At 68.7% G+C, this 19,355-nt stretch carries 20 protein-coding genes; 10 read left to right on the top strand and 10 right to left on the bottom strand.

Annotated elements, in window-relative coordinates; genetic code table 11:
• Positions 1 to 2: 2 nt before the first annotated feature.
• Genes AC3A5Z_RS11490 through AC3A5Z_RS11475 form a run of 4 tightly spaced genes read right to left on the bottom strand, consistent with a single transcriptional unit; the run spans position 3 to position 3,365 of the window.
• Positions 3 to 935 carry a branched-chain amino acid ABC transporter permease gene (locus tag AC3A5Z_RS11490; protein ID WP_487519472.1) on the bottom strand — a complete coding sequence of 311 codons (933 nt, stop codon included), beginning with the start codon at positions 933 to 935 and terminating at the stop codon, positions 3 to 5.
• Entirely contained in the window at positions 935 to 1,846 is a 912-nt protein-coding gene (locus AC3A5Z_RS11485) for a branched-chain amino acid ABC transporter permease (protein WP_487519471.1), read from the bottom strand. Before AC3A5Z_RS11485 ends, AC3A5Z_RS11490 begins: the two co-directional genes overlap by 1 nt.
• Positions 1,843 to 2,568, bottom strand: coding sequence for an ABC transporter ATP-binding protein (locus AC3A5Z_RS11480; RefSeq protein WP_487519470.1), 726 nt, complete (start codon positions 2,566 to 2,568; stop codon positions 1,843 to 1,845). Before AC3A5Z_RS11480 ends, AC3A5Z_RS11485 begins: the two co-directional genes overlap by 4 nt.
• Positions 2,565 to 3,365, bottom strand: a complete 801-nt coding sequence (locus AC3A5Z_RS11475) for an ABC transporter ATP-binding protein (protein ID WP_487519469.1) — start codon at positions 3,363 to 3,365, stop codon at positions 2,565 to 2,567. The genes AC3A5Z_RS11480 and AC3A5Z_RS11475 overlap by 4 nt, the downstream gene beginning before the upstream one ends.
• A 79-nt stretch (positions 3,366 to 3,444) precedes the next feature.
• Here AC3A5Z_RS11475 and AC3A5Z_RS11470 point away from each other — a divergent pair, with 79 nt between their 5' ends.
• From AC3A5Z_RS11470 to AC3A5Z_RS11450, 5 genes are read left to right on the top strand one after another with little or no spacing between them, the layout of a single operon-like run.
• Positions 3,445 to 4,140, top strand: a complete 696-nt coding sequence (locus tag AC3A5Z_RS11470; RefSeq protein WP_487519468.1) for a GntR family transcriptional regulator — start codon at positions 3,445 to 3,447, stop codon at positions 4,138 to 4,140.
• The gene (locus tag AC3A5Z_RS11465; protein ID WP_487519467.1) at positions 4,137 to 4,484 is read left to right on the top strand and encodes a TIGR04076 family protein; all 348 of its coding nucleotides are present in this window, start codon (positions 4,137 to 4,139) and stop codon (positions 4,482 to 4,484) included. The genes AC3A5Z_RS11470 and AC3A5Z_RS11465 overlap by 4 nt, the downstream gene beginning before the upstream one ends.
• Complete coding sequence (locus tag AC3A5Z_RS11460) at positions 4,471 to 5,520, top strand: aldo/keto reductase (protein WP_487519466.1); 1,050 nt, start codon at positions 4,471 to 4,473, stop codon at positions 5,518 to 5,520. Before AC3A5Z_RS11465 ends, AC3A5Z_RS11460 begins: the two co-directional genes overlap by 14 nt.
• Complete coding sequence (locus tag AC3A5Z_RS11455; protein WP_487519465.1) at positions 5,517 to 5,927, top strand: hypothetical protein; 411 nt, start codon at positions 5,517 to 5,519, stop codon at positions 5,925 to 5,927. Before AC3A5Z_RS11460 ends, AC3A5Z_RS11455 begins: the two co-directional genes overlap by 4 nt.
• A gap of 36 nt (positions 5,928 to 5,963) precedes the next feature.
• Positions 5,964 to 7,223 (top strand): ABC transporter substrate-binding protein, encoded by a 1,260-nt coding sequence (locus AC3A5Z_RS11450; RefSeq protein WP_487519464.1) that lies wholly within the window; start codon positions 5,964 to 5,966, stop codon positions 7,221 to 7,223.
• Between the two features lie 52 nt (positions 7,224 to 7,275).
• Here AC3A5Z_RS11450 and tkt read toward each other — a convergent pair whose 3' ends face one another.
• Positions 7,276 to 9,297, bottom strand: coding sequence for a transketolase (gene tkt / locus AC3A5Z_RS11445; RefSeq protein WP_487519463.1), 2,022 nt, complete (start codon positions 9,295 to 9,297; stop codon positions 7,276 to 7,278).
• A 273-nt stretch (positions 9,298 to 9,570) separates the two neighbouring features.
• On the opposite strand from tkt, the gene AC3A5Z_RS11440 reads away from it, so the two are divergent.
• Together AC3A5Z_RS11440 and AC3A5Z_RS11435 are read left to right on the top strand one after the other, a co-directional pair.
• Positions 9,571 to 10,053 (top strand): hypothetical protein, encoded by a 483-nt coding sequence (locus tag AC3A5Z_RS11440; RefSeq protein WP_487519462.1) that lies wholly within the window; start codon positions 9,571 to 9,573, stop codon positions 10,051 to 10,053.
• Positions 10,046 to 10,420: a cell division protein ZapA gene (locus AC3A5Z_RS11435; RefSeq protein ID WP_487519461.1), complete on the top strand. Its 375-nt coding sequence runs from the start codon at positions 10,046 to 10,048 to the stop codon at positions 10,418 to 10,420. The genes AC3A5Z_RS11440 and AC3A5Z_RS11435 overlap by 8 nt, the downstream gene beginning before the upstream one ends.
• 153 nt (positions 10,421 to 10,573) lie before the next feature.
• Here the strand turns inward: AC3A5Z_RS11435 and AC3A5Z_RS11430 are convergent, their stop codons facing one another.
• The 3 genes from AC3A5Z_RS11430 to pyrC form a co-directional block, all read right to left on the bottom strand.
• Entirely contained in the window at positions 10,574 to 12,061 is a 1,488-nt protein-coding gene (locus AC3A5Z_RS11430; RefSeq protein ID WP_487519460.1) for a replicative DNA helicase, read from the bottom strand.
• 264 nt (positions 12,062 to 12,325) lie between these two features.
• Complete coding sequence (locus AC3A5Z_RS11425) at positions 12,326 to 13,024, bottom strand: orotate phosphoribosyltransferase (RefSeq protein WP_487519459.1); 699 nt, start codon at positions 13,022 to 13,024, stop codon at positions 12,326 to 12,328.
• Positions 13,025 to 13,166: 142 nt separating this feature from the next.
• Complete coding sequence (pyrC, locus tag AC3A5Z_RS11420) at positions 13,167 to 14,207, bottom strand: dihydroorotase (protein ID WP_487519457.1); 1,041 nt, start codon at positions 14,205 to 14,207, stop codon at positions 13,167 to 13,169.
• 154 nt (positions 14,208 to 14,361) lie between these two features.
• On the opposite strand from pyrC, the gene AC3A5Z_RS11415 reads away from it, so the two are divergent.
• Positions 14,362 to 14,757: a lysozyme inhibitor LprI family protein gene (locus AC3A5Z_RS11415; protein WP_487519456.1), complete on the top strand. Its 396-nt coding sequence runs from the start codon at positions 14,362 to 14,364 to the stop codon at positions 14,755 to 14,757.
• Here the strand turns inward: AC3A5Z_RS11415 and AC3A5Z_RS11410 are convergent, their stop codons facing one another.
• Both AC3A5Z_RS11410 and AC3A5Z_RS11405 read right to left on the bottom strand, forming a co-directional pair.
• Complete coding sequence (locus AC3A5Z_RS11410) at positions 14,758 to 15,699, bottom strand: phosphoadenosine phosphosulfate reductase (protein ID WP_487519455.1); 942 nt, start codon at positions 15,697 to 15,699, stop codon at positions 14,758 to 14,760.
• A gap of 165 nt (positions 15,700 to 15,864) precedes the next feature.
• Entirely contained in the window at positions 15,865 to 16,878 is a 1,014-nt protein-coding gene (locus AC3A5Z_RS11405) for a glycosyltransferase family 2 protein (protein WP_487519454.1), read from the bottom strand.
• Positions 16,879 to 17,066: 188 nt separating this feature from the next.
• On the opposite strand from AC3A5Z_RS11405, the gene AC3A5Z_RS11400 reads away from it, so the two are divergent.
• Together AC3A5Z_RS11400 and AC3A5Z_RS11395 are read left to right on the top strand one after the other, a co-directional pair.
• On the top strand, positions 17,067 to 17,939 hold the full coding sequence (locus tag AC3A5Z_RS11400) for an AAA family ATPase (protein ID WP_487519606.1): 873 nt from the start codon (positions 17,067 to 17,069) through the stop codon (positions 17,937 to 17,939).
• 98 nt (positions 17,940 to 18,037) lie between these two features.
• Positions 18,038 to 19,291 carry a vWA domain-containing protein gene (locus AC3A5Z_RS11395; protein WP_487519453.1) on the top strand — a complete coding sequence of 418 codons (1,254 nt, stop codon included), beginning with the start codon at positions 18,038 to 18,040 and terminating at the stop codon, positions 19,289 to 19,291.
• Positions 19,292 to 19,355 lie beyond the last annotated feature (64 nt).

Here is a 19,355-nt window from a genome sequence, read left to right as displayed (position 1 = left end):
GGTCATTCCTTCGCGTTGCGATGGCCGAGGTTGCGGGAGACGTGGCGCGCCTCGGGCAGGATGCCCTGCGGCCGCCAGAGCAGGATGGCGCAGAGCATGACGCCGATCAGCACGGTCTGCAGCGAGGCGGCACGCGCCTGCTGGCCGGGCGGGAAGACCTCGGCGATGACACCCGCCGAGGCCGCCCAGAGCGCCCAGACCAGCACCGCGCCGAGGATGGCGCCGCGGTTGTTGCCCGAGCCGCCGACGATCAGCATGGCCCAGACCTGAAAGGTCATCACCGGCAGGTAGTTGGCCGGGGCGATGAAGCCAATGAAATGCGCCTGCACCGCGCCCGCGAGCCCCATGACCGCGCCGCCCAGCACGAAGGCCTGGATGCGCAGGGCGGCGGGCGTCTTGCCCAAGGCTTGCGCCGCGCGCTCATCCTCGCGCACCGCCCGCAGCGCCCGACCCCAGGGGCTGCGCAGCAGATGCTCCAGGAGCAAGTAGAGCGCCAGCACCACGCCCGCCGTCAGCGCCAGATTGGCGAGGTTGAAGGCGAGCGGCTGGCTGCGCAGGCTGGCGAAGGGCCGGGGGATCGAGCCGATGCCGAAGGCCCCGCCGGTCACGCTCTCGAGGTTCTGGAACACGAGCTGCAACGAGACGGCCACACCGAAGGTGGTGATGGCGAGGTAATCGGCGCGCATGCGGATGGTGAGGAGCCCCACCAGGAGCGCCAGAACCCCGCCCCCCGTCGCCGCGGTCAGCCAGCCCAGGGCAATGGGCAGGCCCGCGGTGGTGAGGATGGCCGAGGCATAGGCGCCGAGGCCGACGAAGGCCGCGATGCCGACGTTGAAGAGCCCGGTCTGGCCCCATTGCACGTTGAGGCCGAGGCAGATGATGGCATAGGTCAGCGCCATGGTCAGGAAGAAGGCGGCGTAGGCGACGAGTTCCATCATGCCCTCTGCCCGAAAAGCCCGCTCGGGCGCAGCACAAGCACCAGCACCAGCACCACGAAGGCCACCGCGGCGCGCCATTCGGCACCCACCGCCTGCACCGCCAGGGCCTCGGCCAGCCCGATCACCAGCCCGCCGATCATCGCCCCGGGGATCGAGCCGATCCCGCCGAGGATGGCGGCGGCGAAGAGCGGCAGCAGCAGATCGAAGCCCATGTAGGGCCGCACCTGCACCAGGAGTCCCGACATCACTCCGGCGACACAGGCCAGCCCCGCGCCGATCACCCAGGTGATGCGGATGACGCGCGTCACGTCGAGCCCGTAGACCTCGGCCAGCGCAGGATTCTCGCTCACCGCACGCATCGCCCGGCCGGTGGCGGTGCGGCTGACCAGCAGATGCAGCGCCAGCACCAGAAGGGCAGCCAGCGCGATCACCATCAGCTGATCGGGCGTCGCGCGCAGGCCGAGACCGAGCGGCTGGGCGATCTGCAACCCTTGGGTCATGTAGACGGGCTTCGCGGTGAAAATGAATTCCAGAAGCGAGCGCAGCGCCATCGAGGCGCCGAAGCTCGCCATCACGATGATGATCACATCCGCCCCCCGCGCCCGCAAGCGGCTGAAGAGCAGTGCATCCAGCACCAGCGCCAGCGCGACCGTCAGGGCGACGCCGCCGAGCATCGCCAGAGGCAGGCCGATGCCGAAGCTGAAGGGCGCGATCGGCGCGCCGAGCCCGGCGAGAAGCCCGCCCAGAAGCCCCGCCACGGTCAGCGTCAGATAGGCGCCCCAGGCGAGGAAATCGCCATGGGTGAAGTTTGCGAAGCGCAGGATCGAATAGGTGAGCGACAGACCGATGGCGCCCAGACCGATCATCGATCCGGCGATCAGCCCGTCCATCAGGGCCTGGGGATTCATCGCGCGACCTCCCGTCGACCAAGGAACAATTCCCCCAACCGCTCGCTGCCTGCAAGCTCGGCTGAGGGACCGTCATGCGCAAGATGGCCGTCGACCAGCACCAGCGCCCGCGGCGCCAGAGCCAGTGCCGCGCGCACGTTCTGCTCGACCAGCACCAGCGTCACCCCGGCCTCGGCGATGCGGCGCAGCGTGTCGAAGACCTGACCGACCAGCTTCGGCGACAGCCCGGCGGAGGGTTCGTCCAGCATCAGCACCTGCGGCTCGGTCAGCAGCGCCCGCGCCGCCGCCAGCATCTGCCGCTGCCCGCCCGACAGCGCGCCTGCCATCGCCTGTGGGCGGCTGCCGAGATCGGGAAACAGGGCGAACATCGCCTCGATCCGGTCGCGCCGGCCCGGGCGGGGCAGAAGCTCGGCGGCGATCTGCAGGTTCTCGCGGATCGTGAGCCGGGTGAAAATGTTTTCCGTCTGCGGCACGAAGCCGAGCCCGCGCTTGGCCAGCGCATGGGCGGGCAGGCCGGTCACATCCTCGGCCCCCAGCCGCACCCGCCCGCCGAAGCTGCGCACCTGACCGGCGCAGGCCTTGATCAGCGTCGATTTCCCCGCACCGTTCGGCCCGAGGATCGCGACGGTCTCGCCCTTGGCGACCGTGAAGCTCACGCCCTTCACGATGGGCAGATCGCGGTCATAGCCCGCGACCAGCGCCTCCAGCGACAGCGCATTCATGCGGGCATGCCTTCGAGATAGACCTCGATCACGTCGGGCCGCCGCGACACCTCCGCCGGCGGGCCCTCGGACAAGAGCTTGCCGCCTGCCATCACCAGCACCCTCGGGCAGAGCCGGGCGATCATCTCCATGTTGTGCTCGATCAGCAAAAGCGCGATGCCCTGCGCGTTGATCGCGGCGATCCGGTCGATGATCAGGTCGAGCAGCGCCGGGTTGACCCCGGCTGCGGGCTCGTCGAGCAGGATCACCTTGGGCTCGGCCATCAGCACCCGCGCCAGTTCCAGAAGCTTGCGCTGCCCGCCGGACAGCACCGAGGCCGGCTGATCCTCTAGATGCGAGAGCGAGACGAAATCAAGCAGATCGCGGGCGCGCGCGACATGGCGGCGCTCCTCGGCGGCGACGCGGCGCGGGCGGAGCAGGGCGAGGAAGGCATTCTCGCCGGTCTGGCCCTGCGCGGCGGTCATCAGGTTTTCCAGCACGGTCATGCGCGGGAAGGGGCGCGGGATCTGGAAGGTGCGACCCAGCCCGGCGCCGAGCCGGGCCTGCGGCGGCAGCGTCGTCAGATCGCGCCCGCACAGCCGGATCGTGCCGCTGTCGCAGGGTTGCGCCCCGGCCAGCAGGTCGAAGAGCGTCGACTTGCCCGCGCCGTTTGGCCCGATCACCCCCAGACACTCGCCCGCCCGCAGCGAAAGCCCCATCTCCGACACGACGCGCAGCCCGCCGAAGGCCTTGCAGAGACCTCTCGCCTCGAGCAGCGCTTGCCCCTCTTCCCCCATCCCATCCCCGAAGTTGATCAATTATCAATTTTGTTTACGGGACCATGCTTCCCGCCTAATGTAAAGCGCGATGACAGGGGAAGCGGGGCGCAGGATGGATATGGGCGCGCAGACGGGCGGGCTGGAGGCACTGGCCCCGGTCGGACGCGAGACGGTGCAGGACCGGACCTATCGCCAGCTGCGCGACGCGCTGATCCGCGGGGCTTTCGACGCGGGCGAGCCCTTTCTCGTCGGTGACGTGGCGCAGCGGTTGGAGGTCAGTTCCATGCCGGTGCGCGAGGCGCTGGCGCGGCTCGTCTCGGAACGCGCGCTTGAGGTGCTGCCCAACCGCCGGGTGCGGGTGCCGCTTCTGACGCTGGAGCGGGCGCGGGACATCACGAGGGCGCGGATGCTTGTGGAGGGCGAGTTGCTCTCCCGCGCGCTCGCCAACCTCAGCCGCGAGGATGTGGCGGGGCTGGAGGCGCTGACGGTGGAGTACGAGGCCGCGACCGATGCGCCCGCCGTGGCGCATCTGAACCACGCCTTCCACTTCGGCCTCTATGCCCGCGCGGGGTCGTCGGTGCTGCTGCCGGTGGTCGAGAGCCTCTGGATGCAGGCCGGTCCCTTCGTGCGCGCCGCCGTGCGCCGTCACGACCCGGCGCGCGACGGCTCTCCCACGCTGCACCACCGCGCCATCATGGATGCGATCCTCGCCCGCGCCCCCGACCGCGCCGCCGAGGCGCTGGGGGCCGATATCCTGATGTCCTTCGCGATCCTCGAGCGGGCGGGGGCCGAGGTCTGGGAGGACGCGCCATGAACGATTTCGAGCTCTGGGATCTGCGGGTGGAGGTGGTGGCGCCGGAGGGCGCGAAGCTCTGGTGCGGGGCGAAGGTGGGCGACCATTTCGAGCTGCGCGGCGAGATGCTGCATCTGCCGCCGGGGCAGGGGATCTCGATCTACTCGCTGGCCTCGGTGCTGCCGCTGCTTGCCGCCAAGCAGCGCGTCACCGATCCGAACGACTGGATGAGCACCGACGCCGAGATCGCCTGTCCCGATCCGAACTGCCCCTCGCGGCTGCGCATCACCCGACTGGCGAAGCGCCGCTTTGCCCATGCCGAAACCACTGCCGTGCCATTGGAGGCCCCCGATGCAGACCTATGACCTCGCCCCCGGCCACCGGATTTCGCGCATCCTGAAAGGCGGCTGGCAGCTTGCCGGCGGCCATGGCGCCATCGACCGCGCCACCAGCATCGAGGACATGATTGCCTTTGCCGATGCGGGCATCACCACCTTCGATTGCGCCGACATCTACACCGGCGTCGAGGAGATGATCGGCGCTTTCCGCAGCCGCTATCTCGATCTGCGCGGCGCCGAGGCGCTGGCGGCGATCAAGGTGCATACCAAGTTCGTCCCCGACCTCGGCGCGCTGGCGACGATCTCGCGCGCCGAGGTGACCCGCGCGATCGAGACCTCCATCGCGCGGCTGCAGGCCGAGCGACTCGATCTCGTGCAGTTCCACTGGTGGGATTACGAGGTGGACCGGCAGGTGGAGGTGGCAAGCTGGCTGGCCGAGCTGCGCGCCGAGGGCCGGATCGCCAATATCGGCGGCACCAATTTCGACACGGCGCAGATGCTGCGGATCGTCGAGGCGGGGGTGCCGCTGGTGTCGATGCAGGTGCAATACTCGCTGATCGACGACCGCCCGGCGCGGCAGATGACGGCGGCCGCGCGCGCGCATGGCGTGAGCCTGCTCTGCTACGGCACCGTGGGGGGCGGGCTCTTCTCCGAGCGCTGGCTGGGCGCGGCGGAGCCGGTGCCGCCCTTCGAGAACCGCTCGCTGACCAAGTACAAGCTGATCGTCGACGAGTTCGGCGGCTGGGCGCTGTTCCAGGAGCTGCTGCAGGCGCTCTCCGAGGTCGCTGCGCGGCATGGCACCGACATCGCCTCCGTCGCCAGCCGCTGGATGCTGGACGCGCCGCAGGTCGCGGGCGTCATCGTCGGCGCGCGCAACCGCTCGCATCTGGCGAGCAACCTCGCCATCCCCGATCTCGAGCTGAGCGCCGCCGACCGTGCAACGGTGCGGGCGGTGCTCGACCGGGCGCAACCGGTGCCGGAGGACGTCTACACGCTGGAACGCGACCGGACCGGCAGGCACGGCGCGGTGATGAAATACAATCTGAACAAGGGCGACGCATGACCACCCTCGCCGCTCTCGCCGAAGCCGAGGTTCTGGCGCGGCACCGGTTCTTCGAGGCGTGGTTCACCGGCACCGCCGCTCCCGAGGCGATGGAGGAGACCGCGCGGGTCTTCGCCCCCGATATGCGGATGATCGCGCCCAATGGGCAGGAGCATGACGCGGCAGCCGTCGTCGCCTATCTGCGGGGGTGCCAAGCCACGCGGGCGCAGGGCTTCGCCATCCGCGTCGCCCTCTGCGGCACGCTCGATCTCGGCCCGGATGCGGTGCTGCTGCGCTACGACGAATACCAGACGGACGAGCAGGGCGCCTCCACCCGGCGCCGCTCCTCCGCCATTTTCAGCCCTGATGCCAGCCTGCCCGGCGGGGTGGTCTGGCGGCATCTGCAGGAAACCTGGACGACCGAATAACAGCCGGGACAACCGGCCCCCAACAAGGAGAGAGACATGAAGAGATTGAAGACGCCGCTGCTCGCGGCCCTGCTTCTGGGAACCGCCTCGCTGGCGCAGGCGCAGGACTGCGACATCACCATCGGCATGGTGATGGAGCTGACCGGCCCGGCCGGAGCCTATGGGCAGGCCGGGGCCAAGTCGGTCGACATGGCCTTCCGCGACCTGACCGAGGCGGGCGGGGTGCTCGGCTGCCAGCTGGTCAGCGACACGCGCGACAGCCAGAGCCAGGGCAACGTGGCGGTGGATCAGGCGACGCAGCTTGTCACCATCAAGGGCGTGCCGGTGATCATCGGCGGCATCATCTCCTCGGTGTCGATTCCGATCCTGACCTCGGTCACCGCCGGGGCCGGGGTGGTGCAGGTCTCGCCTGCCTCCTCCTCGCCGACGCTGACGCAGCTGGCGCGCGACGGGCAGACCGGCGGCTTCTTCTTCCGCACCATCACCTCGGACGCGCTGCAGGGCATCGCCGCGGCAAAGTATGCGATGGATTCGGGGCTGAAGAAGCTGGCCATCATCCATGTGAACAATGATTTCGGCGTGAACATGGAAAAGGAGTTCATCGCCGCCTACAAGGCGCTCGGCGGTGAGGTGACCTCGGTCACCGCCTATAACGAAAACCAGCCGAACTACGGTGCCGAAGTCACCGCCGCCATGGGCGGAGAGCCGGAGGCGCTCTATCTGATCAGCTATCCGGTAGATGGCGCGACCATTGCCCGGGCTTGGATCAGCCAGGGCGGGCCGCAGAAATTCCTGCTGAACGACGGGATGAACTCCTCCGACTTCATCAGCGCCGTGGGTGCGCAATATCTCGAAGGCGCCTATGGCACCTCTTCCGGCACCGAAGAGACCGCCTCGACGAAATACTTCTACGAGAATTACGCGGCCTTCTCCGACGGCATCGCCCCGGATGCGCCCGCCGCCGACCGCTCCTACGATGCGGGCGCCATCGTCGGGCTGGCCATCGCCAAGGCGGGCAGCAAGGAGCCGACGGCGATCCGCGATTCGATCCGCGCCGTGCTCGATCCGGCGGGCGAGCCGATCTACGCCGGCCCGGAGGAGTTCAAAAAGGCGCTGGGGTTGATCGCCGAGGGCAAGCCGATCCGCTACGAGGGCGTCATCGGCAAGGTGGCCTTCGACGAGTTCGGCGACATCAGCGGCCCCTTCCGCCTGTGGCAGATCAAGGGCGGCGAGGTCGTCACCTCGGGCGAGCTCAGCGCCGATCAGGTCTCCGACGTCCGCGCCACCCTGAAGTAATGAAAAAAGGCTCCGCGATCGCTCGCGGAGCCTTTCCCATTCTTGCGACGGCTCAGCCGAGCAGCGCCTTGGCCTTGGCCACAGTCGCTTCCACGGTGATGCCGAACTCGGCGTAGAGCCGTTCCGCCGGGGCCGAGGCGCCGAAGCCGGTCATGCCGATGAAGGCTTCCTTGCCCTCGCGGCCGCGCTCGCCCAGCAGCCAGCGATCCCAGCCGCCCAGACGCACCGCCGCCTCGATGCCGATCCGCACTGGACCGGCCGGCAGCACCTTGCGGCGATAGCCCTCGTCCTGCTGCGCGAAGAGCTCCATGCAGGGCATGGAGACGACGCGGGTGCCGATGCCCTCGGCCTCGAGCGCCTCGCGCGCCTTCACCGCGATCTCGACCTCGGAACCGGTGGCGATCAGGATCACCTGACGTTTGGCGGTCGCGTCCTCGAGCACATAGGCGCCTTGGGCGGAAAGGTTTTTCGAAGTATGCGTCGTGCGCACCGGCATCAGGTTCTGCCGCGACAGCGCCATCACCGAAGGCGTGGCCTTGGAGCTCAGCGCGATCTCCCAGGCCTCGGCGGTCTCCACCAGATCGGCGGGGCGGAACACCATGGTGTTCGGCGTCGCGCGGCTGATCGCCAGATGCTCGACCGGCTGGTGGGTCGGACCATCCTCGCCCAGACCGATGGAGTCATGCGTCATCACATAGACCACCGGCGCATGCATCAGCGCCGAAAGCCGCATCGCCGGGCGGGCATAGTCGGTGAAGCACATGAAGGTGCCGCCATAGGGGCGCAGGCCCCCGTGCAGCGCGATGCCGTTCATCGCCGCCGCCATGCCATGCTCGCGGATGCCGTAATAGACGTAGCGGCCCTTGCGGTTGATCGGGTCGAAGACGCCGAGATCGGCGGTCTTGGTGTTGTTCGAGCCGGTGAGGTCGGCCGAGCCGCCCAGCGTCTCGGTCATCACCGGGTTCACCACTTCCAGCACCATCTCCGATGCACGGCGGGTGGCGACCTTGGGCGCAGTCTCGACGGCCTGCTTCTTCATCGCGCGGATCACCGCCGAAAGCTTCGCCGGAGCCTCGCAGGAGAACTGGCGCTGGAAGAGCTGCTGCTTGGCATCGGAGAGCGCGGCAAAGCGGGCCTCCCACTCCTTGCGGGTTTCCGCCCCGCGCGAGCCGATGGCCTTCCAGGCGCTCTGCACGTCCTTCGGGATCTCGAAAGCCGGGTAGTCCCAGCCATAGGCCGCCTTGGTATCGGCGATCAGCTTGGCATCGGTCAGCGCGCCATGGCCCTTCGAGGTGTCCTGCGCCGAGGAGCCGAGTGCGATATGGGTCTTGCAGGCGATGAAAGCCGGTTTCGCCGAAGCCTTCGCCTCGGTCAGCGCGCGGTCGATATCCGCCGGATCATGGCCGTCGCATTCGAACGTGTCCCAGCCGGAGGCGGCGAAACGCGCGATTTGGTCGGTGCGGTCCGAGAGCGAGACCTTGCCGTCGATGGTGATGCCGTTGTTGTCCCACATCACGATCAGCCGCGACAGCTCGTGCCGCCCGGCGAGGCCGATGGCCTCCTGGCTCACGCCCTCCATCAGGCAGCCGTCGCCGGCAATCACATAGGTGTAGTGGTCGATGATCTTGGCACCCCAGCGGGCGCGCAGCGACTCCTCGGCGATGGCAAAGCCCACCGCCATCGAGATCCCCTGACCCAGGGGGCCCGTCGTCGTCTCGATCGCCTGGGCGAGGAAATTCTCCGGATGACCGGCGGTGTTGGAACCCCACTGGCGGAAGTTCTTCAGCTGCTCGATCGGAAACTCGGCATCGCCCGTGAGGTGCAGGAGCGAGTAGATCAGCATCGAGCCGTGGCCCGCCGAGAGGATGAACCGGTCGCGGTTCGGCCAGTTCGGCGCCGAGGCGTCGAAGTTCATGTGCTTTTCATAGAGCACGGTGGCCACATCGGCCATGCCCATGGGCATCCCGGAGTGACCGGAATTCGCCGCAGCCACCGCATCCAGCGTGAGGGTCCGAATGGCGCAGGCCTTCTTCCAGTGGTCGGGGTGCTGGGCGCGCAGGCTGGCAATGTCCAAGGCAATTCTCCGCTGTTGATAACCCGAGGTGCGGCTTTGACACGTTGCGCACCGATGCCAACGGTGCATAACAGCCCATGCGGCAAGATCAAGCGTGCCGGGGCGCTCCTTGTGCCAAAGGGGGGCGCAATCGGCTTTTGCTTTGGGCTAAGATCGCTGAAACGCCGGGCGAATGCGATTCGCGCGACAATAAGCCGCTGACGCTCCGGGCGACCGGATGTGGCAGCGGGTCGGGGGCGACGGACCCGGCGAGGACAGGAAAGGCACGAGACCATGCAGGAGATGGCGGAACTTGAGCGCAGGATCACAGCGGCGCTGGAACGGATCGGTGTGGGGCTGGAGGGGCTGACCTCGGTCGCGGCTCTGGCCGAACCGGCGGAAAACCCGCTGCAGGCGGAACTCGACGACGAGAAGATGGCCAATGCCCAGCTGAGCGAACGGCTGAAGGCTGTGAAGGAACGCGACGCGGCGACCATCGCCCGGCTCGAGGCGCAGGTTGAAAAAATGACTCGCCAGCTCGACACACAGGGGCTGGAGCTGCAACGGATGCGCAAGACCACGATCCAGCTGCGCGAACATCTGCGCAGCCTGCGCAGCGCCCAGACCGACGGCGTGTCGGAGCCGCATCTGGTGAACAAGACCATGCTCGCCGAACTCGAGGCGCTGCGCGCCACGCGGCTGAGCGAAATGGCCGAGATGGACGAGATCCTCTCGGAGCTGACCCCGCTGATCGAGGAGGCCCGTGCCGATGCCTGATCTGAGCATTACCATTGGCGGCAAGACCTTCGAGGTGGCCTGCCAGCCCGGCGAGGAACATTTCCTGCGCTCCGCCGCCGCCATGCTGGACGCCGAGGCGCAGCCTCTGGTGACCCAGATGGGCCGCATGACCGAGTCGCGGCTGTTGCTCATGTCGGGCCTGATGCTGGCCGACAAGACGGCGGCGCTGGAGGACGAGCTGCGCCAGGTGCGCGCCGAACTGGCCGAGATCGAGAGCCGCCCGAAGCCGCCGCCGGAGCGGATCGAGGTGCCGGTGGTGCCGCCGCAGGTGAAGGAAGCGCTGGCCGAGATCGCCGCCCGCGCCGAGGCCATGGCCACCACCGTCGAGGAACGCGCCCGCGGCTGACCCGGCCCGGGCGAGCCGCGCTTGGGGGCATCGAGCCCCCGCGCGCGGCGCTGCCGCGGCGGGATGATGTCTGGCTGCGCCTGCGGCTAAGAGGGAATGCCTCCGGCGGGGATATTTTTCAGGGAAGATCGGCAGGGAGCGGCGGGCAGCCGCTCAGTAGCTGTCGCCGCCCTGCTGCCAGGGTTTCACCAGATTGCCGAAGCGGGTGAAGCGGCCCTCGAAGCTGAGCTCGACCGAACCGATCGGCCCGTGGCGCTGCTTGCCGATCACCACCTCGGCCTTGCCATGGACCTGCTCCATCAGCTGCTGCCACTGCGCCATCTTTTCCATCTCGTGATCGCCGGGCTTCTCGCGCTCGCGGTAATATTCCTCGCGGAACACGAACATCACCACATCGGCATCCTGCTCGATCGAGCCCGATTCCCGGAGGTCGCTCAGCTGCGGCCGCTTGTCGTCGCGGCTTTCCACGGCGCGGCTCAGCTGCGACAGGGCGATGACCGGGATGTTCAGCTCCTTGGCGATGGCCTTCAGGCCCTGGGTGATCTCAGAGACCTCGTTCACCCGGTTGTCGCCCTTGCCGGTGCCCTTCAGCAGCTGCAGATAGTCCACCATCAGCACGTCGAGCCCATGGGTGCGCTTCAGACGCCGCGCCCGGGCCGCGACCTGGCTGATCGGCAGGGCCGGGGTGTCGTCGATGTAGAGCGGGCAGGTCTCCAGCGCCTTCGCCGCCTCGACGAAGCGGCGGAACTCGGCTTCGGTCATGTCACCGCGCCGGATCTGCTCGGAAGGCACTTCCGAGGCTTCCGACAGGATCCGCGCCGCCAGCTGTTCGGCGCTCATCTCCAGGCTGAAGAAGCCGACCACGCCGCCTTCCACCGCGCCCTCATGCCCCTCGTGGGTCATGCCGCGCTTGTAGGCCTTGGCCACGTTGAAGGCGATGTTGGTGGCGAGCGAGGTCTTGCCCATCGACGGGCGCCCGGCGAGGATCAGCAGGTCCGAGGGGTGCAGCCCGCCAAGCTTCTTGTCCAGATCGACGAGCCCGGTCGAGATCCCCGCCAGACCGCCGTCGCGCTGATAGGCGGCATTGGCCACGTTGACCGCATCGGTCACCGCCTTGAGGAAGCTCTGGAAGCCGCGCTCGGCATGGCCCTGCTCGCCCAGCTTGTAGAGCCGTTGCTCGGCCTCGACGATCTGCTCCTTGGGCTCGGAGGCGACATCGACCTTCGCCGCCTTGGCCGAGATGTCGCGCCCGAGCGCGATCAGCTCGCGCCGCACGGCGAGGTCGTAGATCATCTGCGCATAGTCGCGCGCCGCGAAGGAGGAGATCGCGGCCCCCGCCAGACGCACCAGATAGGAGGGCCCGCCGAGCTCCTTCAGGCCGGCGTCATCCTCGAGAAAGCCCTTCAGCGTCACCGGCGAAGCCAGCGCGTTCTTCTGGATCCGCGCCGCTGCGATCTCGAAGATCCGGGTGTGGACCGGATCGTAGAAATGCTCGGCCCGGATCACCGAGGCAATGCGGTCGAAGATGTCGTTGTTGGTCAGGATCGCGCCCAGAAGCTGCTGTTCTGCCTCGATGTTATGCGGCAGCACATCGGGAACCGTCTCCGGCGCCGTGTCGCGCAATGCCCTGACCTCGTTCATGCCTGCCGTCCTCTTCTCTTCGCGGCGTCGCCTTCACCGGACGCCCTGATCTTGTCTGCGCCGTGCTTATCCCTTTCCCGCCCGCCGGGGCAGGGGGTAAGGATCGGGGGAGAAGCCACCGCGAACCCTGTGGATAAGCGGTGGAGAACTCGTCACCCGCCCAAGCCTACCACATCTCGCGGAAGCCTTGGGGTCAAAATACAGCCTGTGGCGATTCTCTGAGGGGCCGTCGCGGCTTATCCCCACGTGGCGCCGCGACGCGGCTCAGCCCTTCGGGGCAGCGTCGGCCAGTTTCCGCGCGTCCTGCCAGGCCCGCGGCGCGCCGAGAAAGCTCTCGACCTCCGCCAGCGTCCCGGCGTCGAAGGCGCCCGAGGCGCGGGCCTCGGCCAGCACGTCCCACCAGGTGCAGAGATGATGCAGCGTCACCCCGTGATCGGCAAGCTTGCCCACCGTCTCGGGGAAGATGCCGTAATAGAAGATCACCGCAGTATGGGCGCAGCTTGCCCCGGTCTCGCGGATCGCATCGACGAAGCTCAGCTTCGAGCCGCCGTCGGTGGTCAGATCCTCGACCAGCAGCACCCGCTGTCCCTCGCTCATCGCCCCCTCGATCCGGGCGTTGCGGCCGTAGCCCTTGGGCTTCTTGCGCACATAGGTCATCGGCAGCGCCATGCGCTCGGCCACCAGCGCTGCGAAGGGAATGCCCGCCGTCTCGCCGCCAGCGATGTTGTCGAACGCCTCGAAGCCCGCATCGCGCATCACCGTCACCGTCAGGAAATCCATCAGCGTCGAGCGGATGCGCGGATAAGAGATCAGCTTGCGGCAATCGATATAGGTCGGCGAGGGCAGGCCCGAGGCCAGGGTGAAGGGCTCGGCGGCATTGAAATGCACCGCCTTGATCTCCAGCAGCATCCGCGCGGTCAGCCGGGCGATCTCTTCGCGGGGCGGGAAAGAGGTGGGGATCATGCGCGCAGTCCTTTGCAGCTTCTTCTCTATCTAAATATCCCCGCCGGAGGCTCCGACGGTGCGGCCCGGTGCTCCGCTGGCACCCGCGCCCCGGCAGGGCCGTCCGAGGGGGCTCGATGCCCCCGAGGGCGGCTCGCCCGGCTCAGGCCTCGACGCGCCAGTGCAGCGGAAAGCCCGGGTCGAACAGCGTCACGGGGCCGGCTTCGGTCAGGATCTTCGCCGGCATCGCCTGCACCGCGCCGCGGCTCAGGGTGATCCGCGCCTCGTTCACCGGCAGGCGGTAGAAGCCCGGGCCGTTCAGCGAGACGAAGGCCTCGAGCCGGTCCAGCGCGGCGTCCTGCTCGAACACATGGGCGAGGATCGCCATGGTGTTCGTCGCGGTGAAGCAGCCGGCGCAGCCGCAGGCATGTTCCTTCAGCGCATCGACATGCGGCGCGGAATCGGTGCCGAGAAAGAACGAGGCCTCGCCCGAGGTCGCGGCGGCCAGCAGCGCCTGCCGGTGCGTCTCGCGCTTGGCCACTGGCAGGCAGTAGTAGTGCGGCCGGATGCCGCCGGCGAGGATGTGGTTGCGGTTGATCACCAGGTGATGCGTGGTGATCGTGCCGGCGATGTCCGGCCCGCCGCCGCGCACATAGTCCACGCCCTGCGAGGTGGTCACATGCTCCAGCACCACGCGCAGCCCGGGCGTGGCGCGGCGCAGCGGATCGAGCACGGTGTCGAGAAACACCGCCTCGCGGTCGAAGATGTCGACCTCGGGGCTCGTCACCTCGCCATGCAGGCAGAGCGGCAGGCCGATCTCGGCCATCCGCTCCAGCACGCCGCGCACCTTGTCGAAGTCGCGCACCCCGGAGGCCGAATTGGTCGTGGCCCCGGCAGGATAGAGCTTCACCGCCTTCACCAGACCCGAGGCCGCGGCCTCAGCCACATCCTCCGGATCGGTGGTCTCGGTCAGATAGAGCGTCATCAGCGGCTCGAAAGCCGCGCCCTCGGGCAGGGCCGCAAGGATGCGCTCGCGGTAGCTCGCCGCCTGCGCCGCGGTCACCACCGGCGGCACGAGGTTCGGCATGATGATGGCGCGGGCGAAATGCCGCGTCGTTTCCGGCAGCACGGCTTGCAGCATCGCGCCGTCGCGCAGATGCAGGTGCCAGTCGTCGGGGCGGCGGATCGTGAGGCTCTGGGTCATGCCTTCGCGCCTAAAGCATCGCCGCGGGTTTTTCCAGTCGTCTCATGCAGCCTTTCGGTCACGACCCACCAGCCTGTGACCGCCGGCCCTCTGGCGCGCTGGCGCCGGATGGTGTTCTCTGCAGGCCAACCCCGCCCGGTGGAATGGTGACCAGATGAAACACCTCGCTTCGCTCTGTCTTCTGCTGCCCGCCGCTCCGGCCCTGGCCCAGCAGGTCGATTGCAAATCGCCGAAATACCAGGTCGAGATGACCTATTGCGCCGAACAGTCCTGGGTCGCGGCGGATGAGGAACTGAACGTCGCCTTCCGCACCGCCCGCGACGAGATGCGGCGCATCGATTCTGCGCTGCCCGAGGATCAGAAGGGCGCCGAGATGCAGCTGCGCGACGCGCAGCGCGCCTGGGTCACCTTCCGCGACGCGACCTGTGCCGCCGAGGGCTACAGCTATCACGGCGGATCGGCCGAGCCGATGGTGATCTATTCTTGCCGGGCGCGGGTGACCAAGGCGCGGGCGCTCGATCTCTGGGCAATGACGGCGCTGCCGCGCTGATCAGCCCTTGCGGCGCTGCGCGGCTTCCAGCTCGTCCTGCCGCGCCCGGATCCGGCGCAGCCTGAGCCGGGCATTGACCGAGCGGCAGATGCCGAGCGCGCGGGTGGGCCGCGCCTCGTTCAGCGCCAGAAGATGCAGGATGTAGGGCTTGTGGTTGCGCCGCGCCCGCCAGAGCCGGGCGAAGTTGCCAGCTGTCAACTCGCCCTGGCCTGCGGCGGCGATGAGCTGGGGCAGGATCTGCATCTGCGCGAGGCTCTGCGCCAGCGCGCTCCCGGCATGGCGGCAGCGCAGCTGCGTCACGTTGGGACGGCAGAACAGCGCGGCATGCATTGCATCCTCGATCTCCGCCGGGTCGTGCAGCAGGAACACCTCGCCTGTGCCTTCCACCATGTCGGGGGCAAAGCCGTAGCGGTCGGTGAAATCGAGCCGTCGTTCCGCGAGATTTCGGCGGTCCCAGCCTGCTACCGCCGGGTCGAGCGTGGCGCGCGGCTGCACCGCGAGCACCGTCGCCCCCGGCGCGGCCAGCGAATAGGCGCAGGCGGCATAGCCGCCCATGCCCGCGCCATAGAAGACCACGCGGTCGAAATCCTCGAAGAAGGCGTCATCCACCAGCCGGTCGATGTAGCGATAGACCGCCGGGTCGCGATACCAGGTCGGCCCGTCGGCGATCAGGCAAAGATGCGACCAGCCGTGGCTGCGGGCGAGGCTGTCGCCATAGGGCTGCTGCTCCGGCCCCGTGGCGCGGATCTCCTCCACCGTCTCGAAGGTGACGAGCAGGGTCGGGCTGTCGTCGCGGAAGAAGGCCCAGTGCCGGCTGCCCAGCGGTTCGAAGTAACCGGCTTCCTCGCCCAGCGTGGCGATCTGCTCCAGCCAGCCCGCGCGATCCTCGGGCGTGGGCGAGGCTGCGGGCAGCTCCGGGTCGGTGGTGGCAGGAAAGGTCATGGCAGTCACTCGCAGCGTCGGTCGGGCCGACCAGACCAGATAAATGCTAATTCTTCGTGCCCATGAGAAGCAGGCATTGGGGCAAAGTCGTGGCAGAGGGCCGGGCGCGGCAGACAATCCTCCGCCACTGTTGCCAAGGCGCGCGTTATCGGCGGAAAGGCGCCGTCAGCGCCGCAGCGCGGCCGCCTCGGCGGCGGAGAGCGCCCGGCTCGGCGCCGTCATCATCAGGCGCCCCATCAGCGCGCGCCACGGCTCCTCGCGCAGCAGCGCAGTGATCCGCGCCTGCCGCCAGGCCACGCCCGCCGCATGCAGCCGCGCCACCTCCGCATCGGCGATCATTGCCGCCCTGATCCGCGCCGCCTCGGGCTGCAGCGCCAGCGCCGAACGGTCCTCCACGTCGCAGAAGTTGCGGTCGATCCAGTACCCCATGTCGAAGGGCGCGGCCTCGCGGTTGGCCCGTCCCCGGTCGCACTTCAGCAGGTAGCTCTCCATCGCCCCCAGCGCGTAGTGATTGAGCTGCACCAGCCGGAAATTGTCCTGCCCCGGCGGCGAGATCAGGCCCTGCGTGTGAAAGCTTGCCGGCATCTCGCGGCCCGAGCCGTCGAACCAGCGCTGCGCGTCGAGCCGCGCCGGATCGGGGCTGCGCGGGCGGTGCACGCCGAGCTTGCGGTAGCTGCCGTCGTTGCGCAGCAGCGTCTTGAACAGCAAGGCGCGCCACGGCCAGTGCAGGACCGCCGGGGCGGCGCGGGTGAACTGTTCGGTCACCGGGCGGTCCGCGTAGGCCAGAACCCCCGCATTGCCGAACATCCGCCAGGTCAGCGGGATTGCCGTCGCCCCAGGCAGTGCTGCCAGAAGGTCGGGCAGGCGGTGGCCTCCGGCATGGATCGTCACATATTCGTCGATGTCGCAGACCAGAAGCCAATCCGCCTCGTGCCGCAGCGGGTGGCGGTCCGCCGTCTTCAGCGCCGCCCATTGCGGCCCCTCGGGATGCGGTCCCGGGTTGCGCAGATGGGTGAGCAGCCCCATCGCCTGCAGCCGATCGAGCAGCAGGTCGGTGCCGTCGTCGCAGTCGTTGGTGAAGACCAGCACATCGGTGAAGCCGCAGGCCCGGTGATACGCCAGCCAGTCGAGCACGAAGGCCGCCTCGTTGCGCAGCGTCAGGATCGCCAGAAACCGCATCCGCCCGCTCCCCGTCCTCCCCATCGCCGCAGCGATAGCAGTCGCCGCAGCGTGGGTCAAAGCCGCGACCTTGGTCGCATCCGCGCGGGTGGCGCTTGACCCCGCGCGGCCCCCCCGCCACGCTGGGGCAAAACCGCGCAGGAGCTCCCTTGACCGTCACACCCGCCTCGATCGACGCCGTGGAGGCGATGCTGGCCAGCGAGGGCTATGTCAGCAACCGCGCTCTGGCCACGGTGGTCTTCCTCGCGCTGAAGCTGGGCCGCCCGCTGTTTCTCGAGGGCGAGGCGGGGGTGGGCAAGACCGAGATCGCCAAGGCGATCTCCGCCGCGCTCGGGCGGCGGCTGATCCGGCTGCAATGCTACGAGGGGCTGGATTCGGCCTCGGCGGTCTACGAGTGGAACTTCGCCGCGCAGATGATCGCGATCCGCACCACCGAGGCCTCGGGCAGCGCCGACCGCGACGCGCTGAAAGCGGAGCTCTTCACCGAGGACTACCTGATCGAGCGCCCGCTGCTGCAGGCGATGCGCCCGCAGGCCGGGGGCGCGCCGGTGCTGCTGATCGACGAGCTCGACCGCACCGACGAACCCTTCGAGGCCTTCCTCTTGGAGGCGCTGTCGGATTTCCAGGTGACGATTCCGGAGCTCGGGACGATCCGCGCGCCCGAACCACCGATCGTCATCCTCACTTCCAACCGCACCCGCGAGGTGCATGACGCGCTGAAGCGCCGTTGTCTCTATCACTGGGTGGATTACCCCAGCTTCCAGCGCGAGCTCGACATCCTGCGCGCCCGCGCGCCCGAGGCTCAGGCGGTGCTCAGCCGCGAGATCGTCGCCTTCGTCCAGCGCCTGCGCCGCGAGGACCTGTTCAAGAAGCCCGGCGTGGCCGAGACCATCGACTGGGCGAAATGCCTGCTGGCGCTCGACGTGATCCAGCTCTCGCCCGAGGTGATCTCTGACACGCTGGGCGCGATCCTGAAATATCAGGACGATATCCAGAAGCTGCAGGGCTCCGAGGCCAAGCGCCTGCTCGACGAGGCCCGCCGCGACCTCGCAACGGCATGACCTTGGACGAGCCGCCTTCTCTTCATCTTGGCCTGAATATCCTCGTTGGGGTCCGGGGTGCCAAGCAGCCCCCCCGGCGCTTCCGCTAGAGCCGCCGCATGCAGTTCCCGGACCTCGCCCTTCCCGAAGACGGCAAGCTCGGCCAGAACATCCTCTGGTTCGCCCGGGCTCTGCGCAAGGCGGGGCTGCCGATCGGGCCGGGGCGGGTGGTCGATGCGATCCGGGCGGTGGAGGCGGCGGGCTTCACCCGGCGCGAGGATTTCTTCTGGACGCTGCACGCCTGTTTCGTCAGCCGCCCCGAGCATCGCGCCGTCTTCGCGCAGGTGTTCCGCCTCTATTGGCGCGATCCGCAATTCCTCGAGCAGATGATGTCGCTCCTGATGCCGCAGGTGCGCGGCACGCAGGAGGACCGCCGCGCCGACCCGGCCGAGAAGCGCGCCGCCGAGGCGCTGCTCGATGGCGTGCATCGCGAGGAGGAGGACCGCGAGACCGAGGCGCCGGATCGCGTCGAGATCGACGCCTCGCAGACCGCGGCGCGCGAGGAGCGGCTGAAGACGCTCGACTTCGAGCAGATGAGCACGGCGGAGATTGCCGAGGCCAAGCGCATGCTGGCGCGGCTGGCGCTGCCGGTGCGGCCGATCCGCTCGCGCCGGGCGCAGGCCTCGGCCACGGGGCGGCAGCCGGACGGGCGGCGCACGCTGCAACTCGCGCTGCGGCAGGGCGGCGAGATCACCCGCATCGCCCGGAAGGAGCCGAAGCAGCGCTGGCCGAACCTCGTGGTGATCTGCGACATCTCCGGCTCGATGTCGCAGTATTCGCGGCTGGTGCTGCACTTCGTCCATGCCGTTGCCAACCGCAAGGGGCAGGGCTGGGCGCGGGTGCATGCCTTCACCTTCGGCACGCGGCTGACCAACATCACCCGGCACCTGCGGCAGCGCGATGTCGATGCGGCGCTGGCGGCGGCCGGGGCCGAGGCGCAGGACTGGTCGGGCGGCACGCGGATCGGCGCCTGCCTGTGCAGCTTCAACTGCGACTGGTCGCGCCGGGTGCTGGGGCAGGGCGCGGTGGTGCTCTTGATCACCGACGGGCTCGACCGCGACGACGGCGGGCTGCTTGCCGCCGAGATGGAGCGGCTGCATCTTTCGGCGCGGCGGCTGATCTGGCTCAACCCCTTGCTGCGTTGGGAGGGTTTCGCGCCCAAGGCCAACGGCATCCGCGCCATGCTGCCCCATGTCGACAGCTTCCGCTCCAGCCATTCCATCGCATCGCTCGAGGCTCTGGGCGAGGCGCTCTCCTCCGCGCGGGACAGCGGCGAGAAGCTGCGGCTGATGCGGCTGATCTCGCAAGAGTGACGGCGTTTCCCGGCCGACTTCTCTTGCCGCACAGGGAACGAACCTTGCCGCCTTGCGTTTGAGC

Source organism: Cereibacter sp. Soil_C_27, assembly GCF_057657095.1.
This window is presented reverse-complemented; position numbering and strand designations above follow the sequence as displayed.